The organism is Streptomyces sp. NPDC051567 (assembly GCF_044454165.1).
In the GTDB taxonomy this organism is placed as follows: Bacteria; Actinomycetota; Actinomycetes; order Streptomycetales; family Streptomycetaceae; genus Streptomyces.
In genome coordinates, this window is the sequence record NZ_JBITDK010000018.1 from 33,680 (window position 1) to 55,168 (window position 21,489).

Below are 21,489 nucleotides of genomic sequence, written 5' to 3' on the forward strand. Positions count from 1 at the left end.
CCTGAGACGCAACGGTGTCGCGACGAACCGGTACCCGCACCACCCATCCGAGACTCTTCCCGGAAATCTGCGAGGCGGTGTCGAAACGGGGACCGCTTCGACGTCGACGGAGTGCGCGAGGTGGCGATCGGCTCCCGCGCAGGACGTCACAGGAGGCCCTTATGAGCACCACTACCCGCCCCGGGATGCCTACCGCGGCGCTGGTGAATCGCCGGGTCGTCGTCGCTGCCACGCCATCAGTGATCTTCACGCTGCTCACCGCACCGGGCGAACACGCCGGCTTGGACGGCACCGGTGAGGTGCGGGGCGTCGTCGAGGGGCCGCAGCGGCTGGAACTCGGCTCGGTGTTCCGGATACGGATGAAGGGCTACACGACCACGAACACCGTCGTGGAGTTCGAGCATGACGCCCTGATCGCGTGGCGGCACCGCGGGCGGCACGTGTGGCGGTGGCAGCTGCGGGCGGTGCCCGGCGGTACCGAGGTCACGGAGACGTTCGACTACACGGCCAAGCGGGTGCGGCCGCTGGTACGGCTGATCGGCGTCCCGAAGCGGGCCGGTACCGCCCTGGACAAGACGCTCACCGCACTACAGGCGCGGTTCGCCTGAGCGGCCGAGTCGTCCCGAAGGCCCGGCTGTCCGGCTGTCCGGCTGTCCGGAGGCCGCGTTCCCGGCCGACGTCAAAAAATACATGTCCTACGCTGTCGAAACCTCGCCGTCGTACGCGTCGAACAGGTGAGAGGCGGCACGGCCGCCGCAAGGAAAGGGAATGCCATGCGCTACATCCTGATGTCGCACGTCGACAGTTCTGCCCTGGCCGAGATGGCACCGGAGGAGTTCCAGGCCACGATGGGACGTTTCGTGTCCTTCACCCAGGCGCTGGCCGAATCCGGGGTGCTGCGTGGTGCGGAGCAGTTGCAGCCCGCCGACACGGCGACGACGGTGCGGAACCGGCAGGGGGAGGCCCTGCTCACCGACGGGCCGTACGCCGAGTTGTCGGAGTCCTTCGGCGGCTTCTGGATCGTGGAGTCGACCGACCTGGACACCGTGCTGAAGTACGCGGCGGACTGCCCGGCCGCTGATTTCGGCTCGGTCGAAGTCCGTTCCCTGGCCGAGCTGGGCTGAACGGATGTCCGACCCGGTCGAGGTCGCCGTCGAACAGGTCTACCGGGCGGAGTGGCCCACGCTGGTGGCCGGTCTGGCCCGGTGGACCGGTGACCTCGACCGGGCCGAGGACGCCGCCGCCGAGGCGGTCGCCAAGGCCTTCGAAACCTGGCCCCGCGACGGGATTCCCACCCGGCCGGGCGCCTGGCTGCAGACCACCGCCCGCCGCAGGATTCTCGACCGGCTGCGCCGTGACCGCGTCGCGGTGGAAAAGCTCGCCGCCCTGGCCCACGAGCTGCGCGACGAACCGGCAGCCGACAGCGTCAGCGACCCCGACGACCCGTTCGGCGCCGTGCGCTGGTCCGACACCGCCGCCGAGGACCTGCTCCGGCTGGTGTTCACCTGCTGTCACCCGGCCCTGGCCGCCGCCGCCCAGGTTCCCCTCGCGCTGCGCCTCCTGTGCGGGCTGACCGCCACCGAAACGGCCCGGCTGCTGCTCACCACCGAATCGACCGTCGCCCAACGCCTGGTCCGGGCCAAACGCAAGATCCGCGACGCCGGGATCGCACTGGACATCCCGCCCCGCGCCGCCTGGCCGGACCGCCTGGACGCCGTACTGACCGTCATCGGCCTGGTGTTCACCGAAGGACACACGGCCGCCGAAGGCCCCGTGCTGCTCCGTGCCGCCCTGTGCGACGAGGCGCTGCGCCTGGCCGCCCTGCTGCGCAGGCTGCTGCCCGACGAACCCGAAGTCCTCGGACTGTCGGCACTGCTGCTGCTCACCGACGCCCGGCGTGATGCCCGCACCGACGGCGACGACCTGGTCCTGCTCGCCGATCAGGACCGCCGCCGCTGGCGGTGGGACGACATCGGCCATGGGCTCCACCTCGCCACCAGGGCCCTGCGCCGAAGCGGTGACCGCCCCGGCCGGTGGGTCCTGCAGGCCGGTATCGCCGCCCTCCAGGTCCAGCCCGTGCCGGACCGGGAAGCCATCGTCACCCTCTACGACCGACTCGCCGAACAGACACCGTCCTCGGCCGTCCTGGCCAATCGAGCCGCCGCGATCGCCCTCGCCCGCGGGCCCGCCGCCGGCCTCGCCGCCCTCGACGGCGTTCAAGCCGCCCCCGGCGATCACCGTCTGCTCGCACTCCGCGCCGAGCTCACCGCCGGACTCGGCCGGCACCCCGAAGCACAGCAACTGATGCACCACGCGATCCGAGCCGCCCGCAACGACATCGAACGCCGCCACCTGCAACGACAACTCAACGCCTGGACCCAACCCAACACCTGAGTCCAGCACCGCTTCCCGGTCCGCGGACGGACGGCGGGGCAGACGTTCCGCGGCGCCGGGGGCGACATCGGCACCCGCGGAAACAACGGTTGCCGATGCCGTCGGCACGTTCCCCAGCAGCGTCCCCGGCCAGGGCTGCACCGGCGTACGGGCCGGGCCGGAGACGTCGGCGGCAACTCCGGGAACGTGAACGGCGCCCCGCCCGACTTCGACGGCTGCCCCGGCACCTCCGGCACCACGGCGACAAGAGCTGTGTCACCCTCGCCCACTGACCCACCCACCCGCCCGTCCGTGCTCGTACGGAGCCACCCTGGTGGTGATCACCGGGACCGGCTCCGGGCACCGGCCGTAGCGGAAGGGCGCACGCTCGACGGCGGGTGAGATCCTGAGTGGATGTACGAGACATCCGCCGCTCTGGCGAGCGCTCGATAGCCGCTCACCACGTCCGGGGAGACCGGTTGGCTGCGGGAGCCGGCCGCCGATGACGGGCCCACCGGGTTCATGCCACCGGCGCTGCCTCCATGTACGAGCACGGACTCGGGCCGACCGGCATGTCGTACAAGGACAAGGCCACGCTGACCCTGACCGAAGTCGACGGCGTGTACGTGCTCAAGGCCACCGAGGGCACCGTACTGCCCGCGGCCCTGGCCGTCGTCGACGAGACGGGTCGGCAGATCGGCTCCTACGCCGTTCCGGCACCGGACGTCCGGGGCGCGACGACCCGCGACAGCTTCACCGGCTTCGTCTCGATCGACGACATGCCGATCGTCCTCACCCTCTGACCGGAGCCCGCCCGGCCCCGGCCCCGTATCAACGAGGCGGGGTGAACGGGGCCGGGCGGGCTCCGGTCACGGGCGGGGCGGGGCGAGGGCGCCCAGGGACTCCGGCAGGGTCTGGCCGCCGTCCACGGTGAGGGTCTGGCCGGTGATGAACGCGGCCTCGTCGGAGGCGAGGAAGAGGACCGCGTGCGCGATGTCCGAGGTCTCGCCCAGGCGGCCCAGCGGGATCGAGGCCGTCATGCCGCGCAGGTAGTCCTCGCCCAGCCCCACAAGGCCCTCGGTGTGCACGTTGCCGGGCAGGACGGCGTTGACGGTGATGCCGTACGGCGCCAGCTCCAGGGCGGCGCCGCGCAGGAAACCCACCTGACCCGCCTTGCTCGCCCCGTAGTGGGACCAGCCCGCGTAGCCCGTGGTGGGACCGGTGATCGAGGAGGTGAGGACGATCCGCCCGCGACCGGCACGCTCCATCGCCGGCAGGCAGGCGCGGACGGCGAGGATGCTGCCCCGGAGGTTGACGTCCAGCACCTCGTCCACATCGGCGGCGGTCATCTCGCGCACGGATTTCTCCGGGAAGATCCCGGCGTTGGCGCAGAGTACGTCGATGCCCCCGTGCAGGCGTACGGCCTCGGCGGCCACCCTCTCGATCGCCTCCGGCGTCCGCAGGTCCACGCCCACCCCCGCGACCTTGCCGCCGGTGGTGCGGGCGAGGTCTCCCGCGACCTCGCGAGCGGCCTCCTCGTCCCGTCCGGTGAGCAGCACGGCGGCGCCCTGCCGGGCGAAGAGTTCGGCGATCCCGTGTCCGATGCCGCGCGTCCCCCCGGTCACGACGACGGACCGGCCCTCCCAGCGTGTGAACGTCATACGTCGTGCTCCTCGGTCGCACGCACCGACCGCTCGGCCGGTGCAGGGATGCACGCTAGCGGAAGCGCAGAGCGCGGGTCCGCGTTCGGTGCGCGGGCGGCCGGTTCCCGACGATCAATGGCGCGCGGACGGGCTGAACCGCAGGTGACGGGCGCGCCGAAGCGTCCGACACCGCCGTTGAGGTCGGCCTGGTGGTCCGGGCCTTGATCAGACCGCGTGGACGTCGACGGTCCGGCCGTCGGGGTCCGTCAGCAGGTGTCGGCCGGGGGCAAGCGGGGGCGGTGTACCGGCTGTGCTCGCGTACGGGCAGGAAGCGGGGCGGCGGCGGGCGGCGGGGTGGGCTCGTCGGAGGAGGGCGGGGGGGCGCACGGAAGTGTCTGCATACCATGCACCGCATGACCGATATCGACATCCGGCCCGCTGTCGTGGACGACATCCCCGCCATCGTGGCCATGCTGGCCGACGACGCCCTGGGGGCCGCTCGGGAGTCTCCCGACGACCTGGGCCCGTACCTCGTCGCGTACGAGCGGTTGCAGAGCGACCCCCACCAGTTCCTCATGGTCGCCATGCGTGGCGACATGCTGGTCGGCACGCTCCAGCTGAGCGTCATTGCCGGTCTGTCCCGCCGCGGCAGCACCCGTTCGGTCATCGAGGGCGTGCGCGTGCACGGTTCGGAGCGCGGCCGGGGGCTCGGGCAGCAGCTGATCGAGTGGGCGATCGAGGAGTCCCGCCGCCAGGGCTGCCAGCTGGTGCAGCTGACCTCCGACGCGGCCCGCCCGGACGCCCACCGCTTCTACGAGCGGCTCGGCTTCGTCGGATCGCACGTCGGCTTCAAGTACCAGCTCTGATCCGATGCCGGGATCGCGAGCCCGGCGAGGGAGATCAGCCAACTCCCCGCACACGCCCGGCCGGGCGGGCGGGATCAACCGGTGCTACTGTCGCACTGCATGACGGAGAGTAACACGGGTGTACTTGTCGGTAAGTCGGCATTCATCACGGGCGCCAGTACCGGGATAGGTGCCGCAGCCGCCCGCGTCTTCTGCCGCGAGGGTGCGCGCGTCACCCTGGTGGCCCGCCGCGAGCGTGAACTCGCCGAGCTGACGGCGGAGTTGACGGCAGCCGGCCACCAGGCCCAGTACGTGGTCGCCGATGTCACCCGCTCCCAGGACGCGGCCCGTGCGGTGGACGTCGCCGTCGAGGCGTACGGGAGGCTGGACGCGGCCTTCAACAACGCGGGCCTCGCCTCCTTCCCGGGCCCCATGCACCTCATGGACGACGAGGTGTACGACAGCGTCATGGACGTCAACGTGCGCGGGGTGTGGAACTGCATGCGGCCCGAGCTGGTCGCGATGCTGGAGTCCGGCGGCGGCTCGATCGTCAACAACAGCAGTACGGCCGGGCTCGTCGCCACCGCGGCAGGCTCCCCCTACATCGCGGCCAAGCACGCGGTGATCGGTCTGACCAAGGCCGCGGCGAAGGAGTACGCGGCCCACGGGATTCGCGTCAACGCGCTCGCCACCGGCGCCACCCGCAGCGACATGGTCGCGGGCTGGCTGGCCGAGGACCACCCGGCCCGGGAGGACGCGATGGCGGGGAAGGCCATGCTCAAGCGCCTGGCGGAGGCCAGGGAGATCGCGGAGGCCGCCGTCTGGCTGTGCGCCGACCGGGCCTCGTACATCACCGGTACGACCCTGGCCGTCGACGGCGGCCGGCTCGCCAACTGACACCCCGCCCCGGACCGGCGCCGGGCGTGGGACGTGGGGCCGTACGTACGGTCGCACCGTCACGGCGATATCGGGGTGCGGTCCGACCGGGGTGCGCATAGAGTCGGCGCCCGTGGAACCGCTCAGTGAGAAACAGATCCGTTCGTCCTTCGTGAACTGCACCAAGGGTGAGGCGGCGCGGCTGCGGCTGCCGCTCGGCTTCGCCGAGCTGCCCTGGGGGGAGCTCGATTTCCTGGGGTGGGTCGACCCGGGCGCGCCGCTGCGGGCACATCTCGTGCTGCCCGGGGCGCGGGGCCCCCTGGGAATCTCCCTGCGGGTGCCCTCCGTGGGCCGTACCAGCGTGCTGAAATCCAGTCTGTGCCAGCTCTGTCTGACGGGTCACGCGTCCTCCGGGGTCACCCTGCTCGCCGCCCCCTTGGCGGGCGCCGCGGGCCGCCAGGGCAACACGGTCGGCATCTACGTCTGCGCGGACCTCGCCTGCCCCCTGTACGTGCGGGGCAGACGGCAGGCGAAGCTCCGTACCGGGCAGTACGAGGAGTCCCTGACCCTGGACGAGCGCCTCGCGCGCATGACGGGCAACCTGGACGCCTTCGTGGCCAGGGTCACCTCACGGTGAGCGACGCCGGTCCCGGCGGGCCGGGGCAGCCGGTGGCACGGCGGTCGAGGGTGAGTGACCGCTCGTAGTGGGTGACGGCGAGGCGGGGCGGGGCCGGCCGGTTCCTGACGAACAGCGCCCCCTCGTGACCGGTCTTCCCGGTCACGAGGGGGCGCTCCCGTGCGGCACTGCGTCGCACGGCTCACGCACGCCGACCGTGCTGCCCGTGCCCGTGGCCGTGGGGCCATGGAGGGCGCGGATCACGGCGGGCCGGTCCGGGTGCCCGGTGCGGGCGGCGCCACGTACGGGCCCCGGGCGGCGGCTGCGGGAGGGTTACTTCGTGACGTCCCACTCGGCGTACGTGGCGTCCGAGCAGGTTCCGATGAAGAGGGGACCGATGTGGTCGGGAACACCGGCGGCGATGCTACAGGTCCCCACCTGGCCGAATTCCCCCTGGGAGTGTCCGTCCCCACCGTAGGCCAGCGCGGCACTCGCGCCGCTCAGGACGATGGTGGTGGCAAGGGCACCGGTGGTGATCGCGGCACGCAGACGCATGTACATGCTCCTTCGAGAAACGGAAATGATCTCTGCCAGGTGCAGCATGCTCCTCCGGAGGAGCCGATGAAACCCCGTATATGCCAAATGAGCGGATAGTTCACACCATTGGGGGAGCCGGTCCTCACCAGTCGCTCCCCCGGCCTGCGTTCACCGGCGTTCGCCGGCGTTCACCGCGTGCCGCGCAGCAACTCCAGTTGTTCCACGAGGGTGTCGGTGGAGCGGAAGGTCAGGCCCACCAGCGCGACGTGCCTCCAGCGGACGACGCCTTCGCCGTCCAGTACGAACACCGACCGGCGCAGCCCGAGTCCGGGCGCCGTGATGCCGTAGGCCGCGGCCACGGTCTCCCCGCTGTCGACGAGCAGCGGGAAGGAGATGCCGTGCTTGCGGGCGAACCGTTCGTGGCTGTCGAGGTCCTGCCCGCTGATGCCCCAGACCTCGGCCCCCAGCCCTTTGAACCGGTCCAGGCCGGAGGTGTACGCGCACAGTTGGCGGGTGCAGACCAGGGTGTCGTCGCCGGGGTAGAAGACGAGGACGAGGGGGCTGCCCCCGGCGTCCGCCGTCCGGTAGATGCGGCGGTCGGCCACGTCCCCGTCCAGCAGCACTCCGGGAAGGGCGAACTCCGGTGCGGCGGAGCCGACTTCCGGTGCCTTGGTCATCCTGTTGCTCCTTCGTGGGCCGGGCCCGGGTCCGGTCCGGACCCGGGTGGACCGGTGGGATCAGAGCTCGACCAGGACCTTGCCCCGGTTGGCCGAGCCTTCGGTGTAGAGACTCTGGTACGCGGCCGGGATGTTCTCGAAGCCTCGGTGGACCGTCTGACGGTAGGTCACCTCGCCCCGGCGGACCATGCCTCCCAGCTCGGTGTGGAGCGCCTCCCAGTTCTCCTCAGTGAACCACTCCAGCGAGAAGATGCCGCGGATGGTGGCGCGCGGGAACATGATGTACGGCAGCAGGCGCGGCCCCGTGTGCTCCTTGCCGATCTGGGTCGCCCACTGCCAGCAGACCGCCACCTGGCTGCCCACGTTGAGCATCGGGAACACAACGTCCGTGACGGTGCCGCCGAGGCAGTCGAAGTAGCGGTCGATCCCGGACGGGGCCGCTTTCGCCAGGAGGTCCCGCAGGTCGTCGGCGTCGTCGCCGTGGCGGTAGAGGACGACCGTGTCGAAACCCGTGTCCCGCAGGTGGGAGTCCTTCTCCGGGGAGCTGGTGGTGCCGACCACATGGGCCCCCGCGCGTTTGGCGAGCTGGCCGACGAGGGAACCCACCGCGCCCGCCGCGCCGCTGACCACCACCGTGTCACAGGGCTGCACCGTCATGAACTTGGTCAGTGTGCCCCAGGCGGTCATGCCCGGCCCGCCCAGGACGCCGAGGGCGGTGGACAGCGGCAGCACGTCGTCGTAGTGGCCCGGGGAGAGCCGGCGGTAGGCGGGGAAGACCATGGGGAAGGTCCCTGTCTGCCACAGCGAGGGCGCGCCGTTGCCGACGAGGTGGGTGCGCCAGCCGCCGAACCCCTGGACCAGGTCGCCCACGGCGAAGGCGGCCTCCGGTCCGGCCTCCAGGACCTCCATGACCGAGTCGGCGCCCATGTGGCCGCCGAGGGGGGTGTCGAGGGCGATGCCCTGAAGGTAGGGGTCCACCGAGACGTAACGCGTCCTGAACAGCATCTCGTCGTCCTTGAGGACGACGTCCACCTCGTCGTCCACGCGCTGGTAGATGCGGGAGGCGTCGGGGGTGCCTTCGAGGTGTTCCCGTACCACCCATTTCGAGATCTTCATGGGCGTTCCTGACTCCTTCACGGGGACGATGCCACGGGGACGGGGACGACGACCTGGGTCGGCGGCGGGGCGCTCTCGTCGATGTGCGCGGTGAACTTCTTGCCGTCGTCCCGGCAGACGAAGTGCATGACGTGTCTTCCGGCCGCCGCGGCGCGGATCAGGCCGCCGGTCGTGGCCCAGACGCCGGAGAGGTAGAAGTCGCGCAGGCCGGGCAGGACGGGACCGTCGCGTTTGATCAGCTTCTCCATGTTCTCGCCGCCCGCCACGAACGGCTGCCAGCCGAGCACGGTGCCGTCGTAGTTGCCGGTGTAGCGGACCTGGGTGAGCGGGGTGGACACGTCCCGTACCGAGACCGCGTCCCTGAGCCCCGGGTAGCGCTCGTCCAGCAGGTCGACGAGGGTGTCGCGGACCCGGCGTTTGGCCCGCTGGTACTCGCGTCCGCGGCCGACCGGCAGGGTGTGCAGCTCCTCGCCCCGGCGCGGCCGGCTGGACTGTTCCGGGCCGGTGCTCAGGGCGCGCCAGGGGGCGATGTCGCTGAAGTAGCTCACGTAGACGACCGTGGAGCCGGGCGGTGACAGTTCGGGGTAGTGGGCGCTGCGGAACTGGACGTTGACGCTGGGGTGGCGGATGCCGATCAGCTCGGCGGCCCGTTCCTCGTCCAGCAGGTGCGTGGTGCAGGGCGCGCCCGCCGCGAAGGGGCGGCGCAGGCCGAGGAAGACCGTGACGTAGCCGGGAAAGACCATTCCGGGTTCGTCGATGGTCTCGGTGTAGAGCTCGCGGTAGCTCTCGTCCAGGTAGCGGCCCTTGAGCAGTTTCATCACGGTGGTGTGCCCGTCGCAGGCGGACACCACGATGTCGGCGCGTACTTCCCGGCCGTCGCTGAGGCGTACGCCGACGGCGCGGTCGTTCTCGACCAGTACCTCCTGCGCCTTGGCGTTGTAGCGGATCTCCCCGCCGAGGCGCAGGTAGCGCTGTTCGATCGAGCGGGCCAGGCCGAGGGAGCCGCCCTCGGGGACCCCGGCCGAGAGGTTCGCGTGCGAGGCCAGCTGGAAGTAGAACGGCAGCACCGGGAAGGCCGCGTGCTTCTCGTAGAGGATGTAGTTGAACGCCTCGCGCAGCAGCGGGTGGCGGAACTTCGCGGAGTAGTCGGTCATCAGCGTGGCGAGCGAGCGGCGGATGGTGTTGAAGTACGGGACGAATCCCGCCAGCATCCGCCAGCGCTCGCGCGCCGGCATCAGGGCGACCGGGGTGAGGAAGGGGTAGCGCGTCAGGCACCGGCGGAACGCGCGCAGGCCGGAGCAGAACTGCCGGATCAGGCGGGCGTCCTGCGGGGAGATGCCGGTCAGGTGGGCTTCGAGCCGGTCGGGGTCGGAGTAGAAGCGCACCTCCCGGCCGTCGCGGTCACGGACGATGTTGAACACGTCGAAGTGACGTACCTGTTTGCCCTGGAGCGCGCCGAGTTCCAGCCAGATCTGGTGCATCTCGTTGCCGGGGCCGCAGCCGAGCAGCCAGCTGATGCAGCAGTCGAAGGTGAAGTCGCCGCGGTCCCAGGAGGTGCAGCAGCCTCCGGGGAACTCGTGCATCTCCACGATCGTCGTCCGGTAGCCGTTCATCTGCGCGTAGCAGCCCGTCGAGAGGCCGCCGAGGCCGCCGCCGATGATGACCATCGTTTGCCTGGCCTGCCCGGTTTCCCTGGTCTTTGCGGCACTGGTCATGCGGGTGTCCTCCCCGGGGCGGGTGTCGCCGGTTTCCGGTCCGCCCGTGCGGAGCGGCGGTCGAGCTGTGGAAGGGTGCCCAGCTTGCCGCTGTGCCAGGGCTCCTCGCCGGCGCTCTCCCAGGCGCGGAACGGCATGCCCAGTTCCTCGCAGAGGTACTGGACGGCGAACCGGCCGGTGGACGCGGCCCTGATCAGGCCCCCGAGGCCCGCCCAGTGTCCGGCCATCGAGAAGCCGCTCAGGCCGGGCAGCCGCATCCGGTCCTTGTTGACGAACTCGGCCGCCACGTCGTCCGCCTCCGAGAACGCCTTCCAGGCGAGGATGGAGCCGCGGCTGTTGCCGGTGTAGCGCTCGGTGGTGGTCGGTGAGGCGACCTCCACCAGGTCGATGCGCGCGCCGATGCCCGGATAGCGCTGTTCCAGGAAGTCCCGGACGAACCGGGCCGCCTGCTGTTTGCGTGCCCGGTACGCACGGCGGTCGCGGTCGCGCAGGGCGCGCCAGTAGTCGTAGTCGCTGAAGTAGGTGCAGTGCAGGACGGACTTGCCCGGGGGCGCGAACCCGTCCGAGTAGCGTGAGCGCAACTGCACCACCAGGCTGTTCTGGAGGGCGCCGGGCAGTTCGGCGCCCTGTTCGGCGGAGAGCAGGTACGTCGTGCTGTGCGGGTCCGTGCCACCGCTCTCGCCGTCCACCGCGACGAAGACCGAGACCACGGCCGGGAAGAGGGCGCCGGGCCGGTCCAGGATCTCCTGGTAGAGCCGGTCGATCCGGGGGCCGGTGTACCGGCCTCCGAGGAGGCGGTGGACGGTGGTGGGGCCGTCGCAGGCGGCCACGACGTGGTCGGCGTAGTGCCGCTCCCCGCGCCGCAGCTCCACCCCGACGGCGCGGCCGTCCTCGACCAGAATCCGTTCGACCCGGGAGCGGTAGCCGATGACGCCGCCCAGCGAGGTGTACCGGTTCTCGATCGACCGGGAGAGGCCGAGCGATCCGCCCTGGGGGAAGCCCGCGTTGAGGTTGTGCGCGGCGGCCATGTTGAACAGGTAGGGCAGCAGCGGGAAGCCCTCGGGGTCCTGGAAGAAGATGTTGCGGAACGCCCGGCGCAGCAGGGGGTCCTGGAAGCGGTCGGCGAAGGTCTGCATGGGGGTGGCCGCCGTCCGCCACAGCAGCCGGAACGCCGGGAGGACGGTCCGCAGCATCTCGGCCCGCTCCCGTACGGTCTTCAGCGGCGGGGGCGTCAGGAAGGGGTGCAGGTCGAGGGCGGTGAACCGCCTCAGGTCGCGGCAGAAGGAGCGGATCTGGCGCGCGTCGGCCGGGGAGAGTTCCAGCAGGTGGTGTTCCAGCCGGTCCGGGTCGTTGTAGAAGGTGACGGACCGGCCGTCCACGTCCACGACCCGGTTGAACAGGTCGAAGTTGGCGATCGTCTTCCCGTCGAGCGCGCCGAGCTCGCGCCAGATCCGGTGGGCGTTGTTCCCCTCGGCCGTGCCGATCAGCCATTCGATGCAGTAGTCGAAGAGGTAGCCCTCGCGCGACCAGGCGGTGCAGCAGCCGCCCGGCAGTACGTGCTTCTCGAAGACGCGGGTCTCCATGCCGCTCATCTGGGCGTAGCAGCCTGTGGCCATGCCCGCGACGCCGGCGCCGATGACGATGACCCTGGGCCTGGCGCCCGGCGCGCGGTCGCGGGCGCTCCAGTCGGGTCCGTTCTCACGCCCGCTCACGTGTACCGCCTCCGGACAGGACGCCGCGCGAGAGGTCCGCGTTGAGCCTGGCGTACTCCTGGTCGAGCATCTCGGCGTGGGTGCCGAAGCCGTGCAGCAGGATCGTCCGGGTGGTGGAGCTGCCGTGCCAGGTGCCGGGCTCGCCCTGCTCGTAGCGGGCCTTCTTGTCCCGGTCCGAGATCACGGTCACCGGGGCGCTGACCGTGCCGAGGTTGGGGGTACGGCTGCAGAACCCGAGGTACTCCCGGGCCTGTTCGAGCGTCTCGCGGGCCACGATGTCGGAGCCGGTGTGCCGGTGCAGGTGTTCCCGGAGTTCGCGTTCGAAGCCGTCGACGTGTTCGTCGGTGAGCGCGTACGCCTCGGAGATCCGGTACGAGTCCATGATGACCACCCCGGAGACCTCGTGTGCCCGGCGTTCGAGTTCCTTGGCCACCTCGAAGGCGAGGTTCCCGCCGAGGGAGTAGCCCAGGAGCAGGCACGGGCCGTCGCCGGGGAGGGACTCGACCAGGTCGGCGTAGCGGGCCACCTTGTCCTCCCCGGTCAGGTAGTTGAAGGCGATCAGCCGGTACTCGGGCAGGTGGGCGGCGAGCTGGCGGTAGACCAGTCCGTGGCCGCCCGCCGGGGGGAAGCAGAAGACGGTCCGGCCGTCGGCCGCCGCCGCGTCGAAGCTGAGGTAGGGCCGGGCGTCGGCGGTCCGGCCGGTGACGGTCTCCTCGACCGCGCGGGCCATCGCGCGCAGGGTGGTGGCCCGGAACAGCAGGCTGACCGGGACGCTGACACCGAACTCGGTCCGCAGGTGGTGGATCAGTTCGATCAGTTTGACGGAGCTGCCGCCCACCGCGAAGAAGTCGTCCTGCAGGCCGGGGCGTTCCAGGCCGGTCAGGGACTGCCAGTACGCGGCCGTCCGCTTCTCGTAGAGCGTCACCGGGGGTTCGTACGCGACCGCGCCCGCGTCGGGGCGGGGAGCGGGCAGCGCCGCGGTGTCCACCTTGCCGTTGGGGGTCAGGGGCAGTGCGGTCAGGTCGGTGAAGTACGCCGGGATCATGAAGGACGGCAGGGACTCGCCGAGGTGCCTGCGCAGTGCGCGCGGGTCGAGCACGGCTCCGGCGGCCGGGACGCAGTAGGCGCACAGCACGCCTTCCGGGCCGTGGTCCCGGCGGACCGTCACGCAGACCTGGTCGATGTCGGGGCGGCGGGCCAGCTGGGACTCGATCTCGCCCGTCTCGATGCGGTGGCCGCGGATCTTGACCTGGCTGTCGGCGCGGCCGAGCAGGTGCACCACGCCGTCGGCGTCCCACCGCGCCAGGTCCCCGGTGCGGTAGAGGCGCAGCGGCTCGCCGTCGAGCACGCGGGTGGTGAAGCGCTCCGCCGTCTGGACGGGGTCGCCGAGGTAGCGGGTCGCGACGCCCGCGCCGCCGATCCAGATCTCGCCCCGTACGCCGGGGGGCACCGGTTCGCCGTTCTCGTCCAGGATGTACACGGTGCTGTTGGGGAACGGGCGGCCGATGGGGACCATCCGGCCGGGTTCGAGCCCGTCCACGGAGCCTTCGAAGTAGGTGCTGTCGATGGTGGCCTCGGTGAGGCCGTAGGAGTTGACCAGCCGGGTCCGCGGCCCGCAGAGGCCGCGCAGTCGCTGGTACTCCTCGACCTTCCAGGTGTCGGAGCCGACGATCAGCAGGCGCAGGAAGTCCAGGCGGACGCCGCCCTGCTCGCAGTGGTTCATCAGGCCGCGGACGACGGCCGGGACGAACTCGCCGCAGTCGACCCGTTCGGTCAGCATGGTGCGGTACAGGGCCGCCGTGTCGAACAGGAGGTCCCGGTCGGCGAGGACCAGGGTGCCGCCGGAGCAGAGCGCGCGGACCAGGTCGCCGGTGAAGACGTCGAAGGAGACGCCGGCCATCTGGAGGTGGACCCGGGCGTCGTGGCCGAGGCGGTACTCCTGGTGCCAGGCGGCGTACACGGAGGCGAGGCTGCCGTGGCTGACCTGGACGGCCTTGGGGTGCCCGGCGGAGCCGGAGGTGTAGATGACGTAGGCCGGGGCGTCCGGGCCGACGACGCTCTGCGGGTCAGCGTCTTCGGCGGCGTCGGCGTCGGTGTCGGCGTCGGCGTCGGTGGTCTCGTCCCGGTACAGGGCGTCCAGGGTGAGGACGGTGGGGGCGAGGCCGGCCAGTTCCGGCCGGTCGTGGTCGGTGACGAGGAGGACGGCGCCCGCGTGGCCGGCCATGTAGGCGAGGCGGTCGGCCGGGTGGCCGGGGTCCAGCGGCACGTAGCTGGCGCCGGCCCGGAGGACCGCCAGGATCGTGGTGATCAGTTCCGGTGACTTCTCCAGGCAGAGCGCGACGGCCGAGCCGGCGCCGACCCCCAGCCTGCGCAGCCGCCGGGCGGCCCGGCGGGAGTCGCGGTCGAGTGCGCCGTAGGTCGTCCGCCGGGTGGCGCCCGTGCGCGAGGGGGCCGCGACGGCGACCGCCTCGGGGTGTTCGGCGGCGATCCGGCCGATCAGCTCGTGGACGGGCGGCCCGGCGGGGGTCCGGCGGTCCGCCCCGCTCCACTCGCCGAGAATCCGGCGGCGCTCACCGGCGCCGAGGAGCTCCAGCGCGGTGGCGGGTTCCGTGGCGGGCGCGCGGGTCAGCTCGTCCAGCAGGGTGAGGTAGTGCGAGGTCATCCGGCGGACGGTGTCCGGGAGGAAGAGGTCGGTGTTGTACTTGAACACGCAGTGGAAGAGGCCGTCCGCACGGTCCTCGTAGGCGGACAGCGTGAGGTCGAACTGCCCTTCCTCCTCGGGGAGTTCGATGTACTCCAGCTGGTAGCCGTACTGCTCGGTGGCCACCTTGTGGGTGAGCAGGATGAACATGGCCTGGAAGACGGCCGAGCGGCTGGGGTCGTGCTGGAGGCCGAGCCGTTCGACCAGCAGGACGAACGGGTACTCCTGGTTGTCGAGCCCGCCCAGCACCGTGTCGCGCACCCGGCCGAGGAGTCCGGCGACCGAGGGGCGGTCCGCCAGGCCGACGTGGAGGGGCAGCGGGTTGACGAAGTAGCCGTAGGTGGAGGCGAACTCCTCCTGGGTCCGGCCGGTGACCGGGCTGCCGACGACGATGTCGTCCTGTCCGGAGTAGCGGTGCAGCAGCAGGTAGTAGGCGCTCAGCAGCACGGTGAACAGGGTGACGTTGTGCTCGCGGGCCAGTGCGTGGACGCGGGCGCCCAGCTCGGCGTCGAGCAGGAAGAACTCGGACGCGCCGTTGTGCGTCTGCACGGGCGGGCGCGGCTTGTCGGTGGGCAGGCTGAGGACCGGTACCTCGGCCGGCAGGTGTTCCTGCCAGTAGTCGAGCATCCGGCGCGCGTCGGGGCCGGCCAGGAACCCGTTCTGCCAGTTGAGGAAGTCGAGGTAGCGGGCGGGGACGGGCGGGAGTTCGACGGGGTGTCCCTGGCGCGCGCCCTCGTAGAGCGTGAACAGCTCCTCGATGAAGGTGAAGGTGGAGATCGCGTCCGAGACGATGTGGTGGACCGCCTTCATGATCACCCAGCGGTCCGGGCCGCGCCGGAACAGGTGGAGGCGGACCAGGGGGTCCCGTTCCAGGTCGTACGGCCTGCGGTACTCGTGGACGATCATCCGGTGGACAGTCTCCCACTCCTGCCCCTCGACCTCGTGGAGCCGGGTCTCGGCGCGGACCCGGCCGTCGATCCGCTGTACCGGCCGGCCGTCCTCCAGGACGAAGTTGGCGCGTAGCGAGGGGTGCCGTTCGACCAGGGTGCGGAAGGCGGTGAACAGCAGTTCCGGGTCGAGTGCGGTGCGGACCTCCACCGCGCCGCCGATGTTGTAGGCGAAGGCGTCCGGGTTGAGCTGCTTGAGGAACCACAGCGCTTTCTGGTTGTGCGTCAGCGGGTAGCGGTCCTCGTCGGTGTGCAGCTCGCCGCGGGGGCCCTCCTCCTCCTCGGCCCGGTCCAGGAGCGTGCTCAGGCCGTCGTACAGCTGCGCGACCAGCCCGTGGACCGGGGTGTTGCTCAGCAGGGCCACCACGGGCAGGGCGACACCGAGTTCGGTGTGGACCCGGGCCCGCAGCTCCATCGCCAGGAGGGAGTCGAGCCCCAGGGCGCCGAGGCTCTCCGCCGGGTCGACCCGGTCGGCCGGGACCCGCAGGACACCGGCGGCCAGTGCGGTGAAGTGGCCGGTCAGCCCCTGCCGGCGGGTCTCCTCGTCGGCCTCGGCGAAGGTCTGGAGGAACCCGCCCTCCCGGTCGGCCGGGCGGTCCTCGCAGGCCGCGGCCAGTTCGGCGACGAGGGGCGGCGGGGCGGGGTACCAGGCCAGGAAGACCGGCCAGTCGGTGATCGTGGCGACCAGGAGCTGGGCCCGGTCCTGTCCGAGCACCCGTTCCAGGACGGCCATGCCCGCCTCGGGCGAGAGCGAGCTCATGCCCCGGGCGTTGCGGTAGTGGTCGATGAGGCCGAGCTCTTCGATCATGCCGGTGGCCCAGGGGCCCCAGTCCAGGCTGAGGGCGGGCAGTCCCCGGGCCCGGCGGTGGTGGGCCAGCGCGTCCAGGAAGGCGTTGCCCGCGGCGTAGTTGGTCTGTCCGGCGGTGGTGAGGAGGGAGGCGATGGAGGCGAACAGGACGAAGTGGTCGAGCGGTTCGTCCCGCAGGTGGCGGTGGAGCAGCCAGGCGCCGATCACCTTGGGGTCGTACCCGGCGTCGAAGGTCTCGCGGTCCATCTCGGGGACGGTCGCGTCCCTGACCTGGCCGGCGAGGTGGAAGACGCCGGTGATCGGCGGGAGCTGGCGCTGCCGGTACCGGGCCAGCCAGTCCGTCAGGGCCACCTCGTCGGTGATGTCCAGGGCGGCCGGGATCGGCTGGGCGCCGAGTGCCTCCAGTTCCTTGACGAAGGCCACCCGCCGTCCGGCCGGGCTCTGCGGGTCGGTGGTCCCCCACTGCTCCCGTTCGGGCACCGGGGCCCGGCCGACCAGGATCAGCCGGCGCGCGCCGCGCTTGACCAGGGTGCGGCAGAGCAGCCGGCCGAGCGCGCCGAACGCGCCGGTCACCAGGTAGCTGCCGTCGGGCCGCAGCCGGGGCGGCAGGGGGCGGCTGAGGCCGGTGGGCGGGCGGAGCCGGCTGGTGAGGCGACGGCCGCCGCGCAGGGCGATCTCCTCCTCGCCGGTGTCGGGGAGTTCGCGCAGCAGGGCCTCGGCCTCGGCCCGGCGGGCGGTCCGGTCCGTGCCGTCGGCCGCCTCCAGGTCGATCAGCTTGCCCCGGTGGGCGGTCAGTTCCTGCTGCCACAGGACCCGTCCGACGCCCCAGGCGGGCGCGCCCAGCGGTTCGACGTGCTCGCCGTCGGCCACCGCCTGGGTGGAGCGGGTGACGATGTGGAGCCGGGCGCCGGGGCAGGCCGGGGGCAGTACCTGGGCGAGGGTGACCAGGGAGTAGGCGCCGACGCTGTTGTGGTGGCCGATCCCGTCCCGGTCGGTCGCGTCGAGCGGGGGCAGGTCCAGGTTCCACAGGTGCAGGACCGCGTCGAAGGGGGCGTCGTGGTCGGCGAGGAGGCGGCGGAGGTCGGCGGCGGAGCCGGGGCGGACCGTCGAGCTCCGGTCCCCGCGGCGGTACTCCTCGCCCGGACGGACCAGGTGGCAGGTCCCGCCGCGCGAGTCCACCAGCGCCGCGAGTTCGTCGGCGACGCCGCCGGTGTCGGCGAGGACCAGCAGGCGGTCCGGCGGGGCGGCTCCGGAGGGTTCCAGCGGCCGGTCGATCCAGACCGGTTCGGCCAGCCAGCCGTCGATCGTGGCGGTACCGACCGAGGCCGACGCCTGTTCGACGTCGACGGCGCGGAAGCCGGTGATCCGGCCGAGCGGTGTGCCGTCGTCGGTGTACAGGGCGATGTCGCCGGTCAGCGCCTCGTCGTCGCGGTGCGAGACCGTGGCGTGCGCCCAGAGGACCCGGTCGCCGGCCGGGGCGAGAGACACCTCCTCGATCGAGAGCGGCAGGCGGACGCCGCCGGTCCCCCGGTCCGTCAGGAGCTGGGGCGTCAGCAGGGTCTGGAAGCAGGCGTCGAGCAGCACCGGGTGGACGTGGCTGCCGGCCGCGTCCTCGGCGGACAGCGCGGCGGGGGCGATCTTGGCCAGGGCCTCGCCGGGGCCGATCCACACCTCCTCGATGCCCTGGAACTCCGGGCCGTAGTCGTACCCCAGCTCCGCCAGGGCCCGGTAGCAGCCGGTCCGGTCGAGGTGGCGCCCGCTGCGGGCGCGGACCGCCCCGGTGTCCAGAGGTGGGCCGCAAGGACGGCGCCGGCCGGTGTGCGCGGTGCCGGTCGCGTGGACGGTGGGGGTGTCCCCGGTGGTGGCGACGGTGAACCCGGCGGTCGCCGGGTCGAAGGAGAGCTGGACCCTGCTGGGCTCGGTCCCGGAGAGGAAGAGCGCCTTGTGCAGTTCGATGCCGGCCAGGGTCGCCTCGCTCCCGCCGGTCAGCGAGCGGACCGCCTGCACGGCCATCTCCAGGTAGCCCGCCGCCGGGAAGACCACGTTGTCCTGGATGCGGTGGTCGGCGAGGTAGGGCAGCCGCTCGGTGTCGAGGAGGGCCTCCCAGACGGGCCGGGCGGTCGCCATCCGGCGGCCGAGGAGGGGGTGGTCGAGCCGGCCGAGGCGGATCTGTTCCACCGCGGCGGGCTCCACCCAGTACCGGTCCCGCCGGAACGGGTAGCGCGGCAGCGGTACCGGTCGGCCCTCGGGCTGGAGCACCTCCCAGGCCAGGTCGGCCCCGAGGCTGTGGAGGGCGGCCAGTGAGCGGGTGAACTGCTGCGGCTCGTCCTCCTGGCGGCGGATCGAGGCGAACGCCCGGCCTTCGGCTCCCCTGCTGCTCAGGCATTCGCCGATCGCGTGGCCGAGCACGGGGTGCGGGCCGATCTCCAGGAACAGCTGGTGGCCGTCGTCGATCAGCCGGTCGACCGCCGCCCGGAACCGGACCGGGTGGCGGACGTTCTGCCACCAGTAGGCGGCGTCCAGTTCGGTGCCGCGTGCGACGCCCTCCCGCGCCGTCGTGTACAGCGGTACCCGGGCGGGTTCGGCCTTGAGGTCCGCGAGCGCGGTGAGGAGTTCGTCGCGGATCGGGTCCATCCGGACGCTGTGGTAGGGCACCTCGACGGTCAGGAGCTTGGCGAAGACCTGTTCCCGTTCCAGTTCGGCGGCGAGCAGCAGCAGGGTGTCCCGGTCGCCCGAGAGTGTGGTGGTGGCGGGGCTGTTGGCGGCGGCCACCGACACCTTGTCGCGGTGGGGGCGGATCAGGCGGGTCGCCTCGGCCTCCGAGAGGCCGACCGCGAGCATGGCGCCGGTACCGGCCAGCCGCTGCTGGAGCCGGCTGCGGTGCAGCACGATCCGTACCGCGTCCTGGAGGCTGTAGACCCCGGCCTCGTGGAAGGCCGCGACCTCGCCCGTGCTGTGGCCGACGATCGCGTCGGGGCGGACGCCTCGGCTGCGCCAGAGCGCGGCCAGGCCGGTCTGCACGGCGAAGTTGGCGGGCTGCGCGAGCCAGGTCCGCGCCATCCGCGAGGCGGACTCGGCTGCGGAGAGTTCGGCGACGAGGGACCAGCCGGCCTGTCGCCGGATCTCGCGGTCGCACTGCTCGACCGCCTCGCGGTAGACGGGTTCGCTCTCGAAGAGTCCGCGTCCCATGCCCCACCACTGCGGCCCCATGCCGGTGAAGACCCAGGTGAGCCGCCGTTGTCCGCGCTCGCGCCACCGGCCCTCCAGGACCCGGGGGTGCGGTTCGCCCCGCTCGAACGCGGCGAGGGCCTCGTCGAGCGACTGCGGCGAGCCCGGGGAGTAGACCACCGAGAGGCGGTGTTCGTGGTGCTGGCGCCGGTGGGCCAGTGTGTGGCCGAGGTCGGCGAGCGGGACGGGCGCGCCGTGGGTTCCGGCGAGTTCCCGCCTGATGCCCGCGGCGAGTTCGGGCAGCGCGGCGGGGTCGCGGGCGCTCAGCGGCAGGATCGTGCAGGCCGGTGTGCGGGCGGGCGGTACGGTCCGGGCGGGCGCCTCGCGTACGGGGGCCTCCTCCAGCAGGACGTGCGCGTTGGTGCCGCCGAAGCCGAACGAGTTGACCCCGGCCCGTGCCGGGCCCTCGTGCTCGGGCCAGTCCACGGTCCGGGTGGGGATCTCGTACGGGAGCGCGGTGGCGTCGATGCCGGGGTTGAGCCGTTCCAGGTTGATGTGTGCGGGGATGCGGCGGTGTTCGAGGGCGAGCGCGGTCTTGATCAGCCCGGCGATGCCCGCGGCGGACTCGGTGTGCCCGATGTTCGACTTGACGGAGCCGACGTAGCAGGGGGCGCCGGGTGCGCGGCCGATGGACAGCACCCGTCCCAGCGCGGCGGCCTCGATCGGGTCGCCGACCGGGGTCGAGGTGCCGTGCGCCTCCACGTACTGGAGGCTGCCGGGGGTGATGCCCGCTTCGGCGCAGACCCGTTCGATCAGGGTGGCCTGGGCGTCCGGGCTGGGCACGGTGATGCCGTTGGTCCGGCCGTCCTGGTTGACTCCGGAGCCGGTCACCACCGCGTGGACCGGGTCGCCGTCGCGCAGTGCGTCCGACAGCCGCTTGAGCACCACGACGCCGACGCCCTCGGCGCGGACGTAGCCGTCGGCCGAGGCGTCGAAGGCCCGGGAGCGGCCCGTGGCGGAGAGGAAGCCGCCCTTGGTCTCGGCGATGGTGTACTGCGGCGCCATGTGCAGCAGCGTGCCCCCGGCCAGGGCGAGGTCGCTCTCGCCGCGCAGCAGGCTCTGGCGGGCCAGGTGGACGGCGACCAGGGAGGAGCTGCAGGCGGTGTCGAGGGAGATGCTGGGGCCGCGGAAGTCGAAGCAGTGCGAGATGCGGTTCGAGACCATCGTCATCATGGTGCCGGTGGCGGTGTGCGCGGCCAGCGACTCGAACCCGAGGTCGGCGAACTGGAGGATCTTGTAGTCCAGGGTGAAGGCGCCGATGAAGACACCGACCTCGCGTCCCGCGAGCTCGGCGGGGTTCTGTCCGCCGTCCTCCAGGGCCTCCCAGGCCACTTCCAGCAGTTTGCGCTGTTGCGGGTCCATGTGGCCCGCCTCGCGCGGGCTGATCCCGAAGAAGGCCGGGTCGAACTCGTCGAAACCGTCGATGTATCCGCCCCGGCCGCCGACCATCCGGCCGGGTGTGGCCTTGTCGCGGCTGCCGAGCGTCGCGAAGTCGTAGCGGTCGGCGGGGGTGGGTGTGAGGCAGTCCCGGCCGTCGACCAGGTTCCGCCAGAACGTCCGGTGGTCGCTGGCGTTGCCGGGCAGGCGGCAGCCGATTCCGATGATCGCGATCCGGTCGGCGAAGGCCGTGTTGGGGGAATCCGTCATGGTCCAATCCGTGTGTCGTGGCGCCCTGGGGCGAGTCAGGGGGGTGCG

General features: G+C 72.1%; 15 protein-coding genes. 7 read left to right on the forward strand and 8 right to left on the reverse strand.

Annotated features, from left to right (window positions below; all coding sequences use genetic code 11):
- Window positions 1-161: 161 nt before the first annotated feature.
- From ACIA5F_RS20230 to ACIA5F_RS20245, 4 genes are all read left to right on the forward strand, one after another.
- Window positions 162-608, forward strand: coding sequence for an SRPBCC family protein (locus ACIA5F_RS20230; RefSeq protein ID WP_399354815.1), 447 nt, complete (start codon window positions 162-164; stop codon window positions 606-608).
- Window positions 609-773: 165 nt separating this feature from the next.
- Window positions 774-1,124 (forward strand): YciI family protein, encoded by a 351-nt coding sequence (locus ACIA5F_RS20235; RefSeq protein WP_399354817.1) that lies wholly within the window; start codon window positions 774-776, stop codon window positions 1,122-1,124.
- A gap of 4 nt (window positions 1,125-1,128) precedes the next feature.
- Window positions 1,129-2,394: an RNA polymerase sigma factor gene (locus tag ACIA5F_RS20240; protein WP_399354819.1), complete on the forward strand. Its 1,266-nt coding sequence runs from the start codon at window positions 1,129-1,131 to the stop codon at window positions 2,392-2,394.
- Window positions 2,395-2,915: 521 nt separating this feature from the next.
- The gene (locus tag ACIA5F_RS20245; protein ID WP_399354821.1) at window positions 2,916-3,176 is read left to right on the forward strand and encodes a hypothetical protein; all 261 of its coding nucleotides are present in this window, start codon (window positions 2,916-2,918) and stop codon (window positions 3,174-3,176) included.
- Window positions 3,177-3,242: 66 nt separating this feature from the next.
- Here the strand turns inward: ACIA5F_RS20245 and fabG are convergent, their stop codons facing one another.
- Window positions 3,243-4,034 (reverse strand): 3-oxoacyl-ACP reductase FabG, encoded by a 792-nt coding sequence (gene fabG / locus ACIA5F_RS20250; protein WP_399354823.1) that lies wholly within the window; start codon window positions 4,032-4,034, stop codon window positions 3,243-3,245.
- Window positions 4,035-4,429: 395 nt separating this feature from the next.
- On the opposite strand from fabG, the gene ACIA5F_RS20255 reads away from it, so the two are divergent.
- The 3 genes from ACIA5F_RS20255 (at window position 4,430) to ACIA5F_RS20265 (ending at window position 6,374) form a co-directional block, all read left to right on the forward strand.
- Window positions 4,430-4,882, forward strand: coding sequence for a GNAT family N-acetyltransferase (locus ACIA5F_RS20255; RefSeq protein ID WP_399354825.1), 453 nt, complete (start codon window positions 4,430-4,432; stop codon window positions 4,880-4,882).
- A gap of 99 nt (window positions 4,883-4,981) precedes the next feature.
- Window positions 4,982-5,758 carry an SDR family NAD(P)-dependent oxidoreductase gene (locus ACIA5F_RS20260; protein WP_399354827.1) on the forward strand — a complete coding sequence of 259 codons (777 nt, stop codon included), beginning with the start codon at window positions 4,982-4,984 and terminating at the stop codon, window positions 5,756-5,758.
- 112 nt (window positions 5,759-5,870) lie between these two features.
- Window positions 5,871-6,374 (forward strand): FBP domain-containing protein, encoded by a 504-nt coding sequence (locus ACIA5F_RS20265; RefSeq protein WP_399354829.1) that lies wholly within the window; start codon window positions 5,871-5,873, stop codon window positions 6,372-6,374.
- Here the strand turns inward: ACIA5F_RS20265 and ACIA5F_RS20270 are convergent.
- The 7 genes from ACIA5F_RS20270 to ACIA5F_RS20300 form a co-directional block, all read right to left on the reverse strand.
- On the reverse strand, window positions 6,361-6,519 hold the full coding sequence (locus ACIA5F_RS20270; protein WP_399354831.1) for a hypothetical protein: 159 nt from the start codon (window positions 6,517-6,519) through the stop codon (window positions 6,361-6,363). The two genes, ACIA5F_RS20265 and ACIA5F_RS20270, sit on opposite strands and share 14 nt — an antisense overlap.
- A 167-nt stretch (window positions 6,520-6,686) precedes the next feature.
- Window positions 6,687-6,908: a hypothetical protein gene (locus ACIA5F_RS20275; RefSeq protein ID WP_399354833.1), complete on the reverse strand. Its 222-nt coding sequence runs from the start codon at window positions 6,906-6,908 to the stop codon at window positions 6,687-6,689.
- A 170-nt stretch (window positions 6,909-7,078) separates the two neighbouring features.
- Window positions 7,079-7,567: a peroxiredoxin gene (locus ACIA5F_RS20280; RefSeq protein ID WP_399354835.1), complete on the reverse strand. Its 489-nt coding sequence runs from the start codon at window positions 7,565-7,567 to the stop codon at window positions 7,079-7,081.
- Between the two features lie 60 nt (window positions 7,568-7,627).
- On the reverse strand, window positions 7,628-8,683 hold the full coding sequence (locus ACIA5F_RS20285; RefSeq protein WP_399354837.1) for an MDR family NADP-dependent oxidoreductase: 1,056 nt from the start codon (window positions 8,681-8,683) through the stop codon (window positions 7,628-7,630).
- Window positions 8,684-8,700: 17 nt separating this feature from the next.
- A complete protein-coding gene (locus tag ACIA5F_RS20290) occupies window positions 8,701-10,350 on the reverse strand; it encodes a phytoene desaturase family protein (protein ID WP_399354991.1) in 1,650 nt (549 codons plus the stop codon).
- A 44-nt stretch (window positions 10,351-10,394) separates the two neighbouring features.
- Window positions 10,395-12,110 (reverse strand): phytoene desaturase family protein, encoded by a 1,716-nt coding sequence (locus tag ACIA5F_RS20295; protein WP_399354839.1) that lies wholly within the window; start codon window positions 12,108-12,110, stop codon window positions 10,395-10,397.
- Window positions 12,097-21,441 (reverse strand): amino acid adenylation domain-containing protein, encoded by a 9,345-nt coding sequence (locus ACIA5F_RS20300; RefSeq protein ID WP_399354840.1) that lies wholly within the window; start codon window positions 21,439-21,441, stop codon window positions 12,097-12,099. The genes ACIA5F_RS20295 and ACIA5F_RS20300 overlap by 14 nt, the downstream gene beginning before the upstream one ends.
- Between the last annotated feature and the right edge of the window lie 48 nt (window positions 21,442-21,489).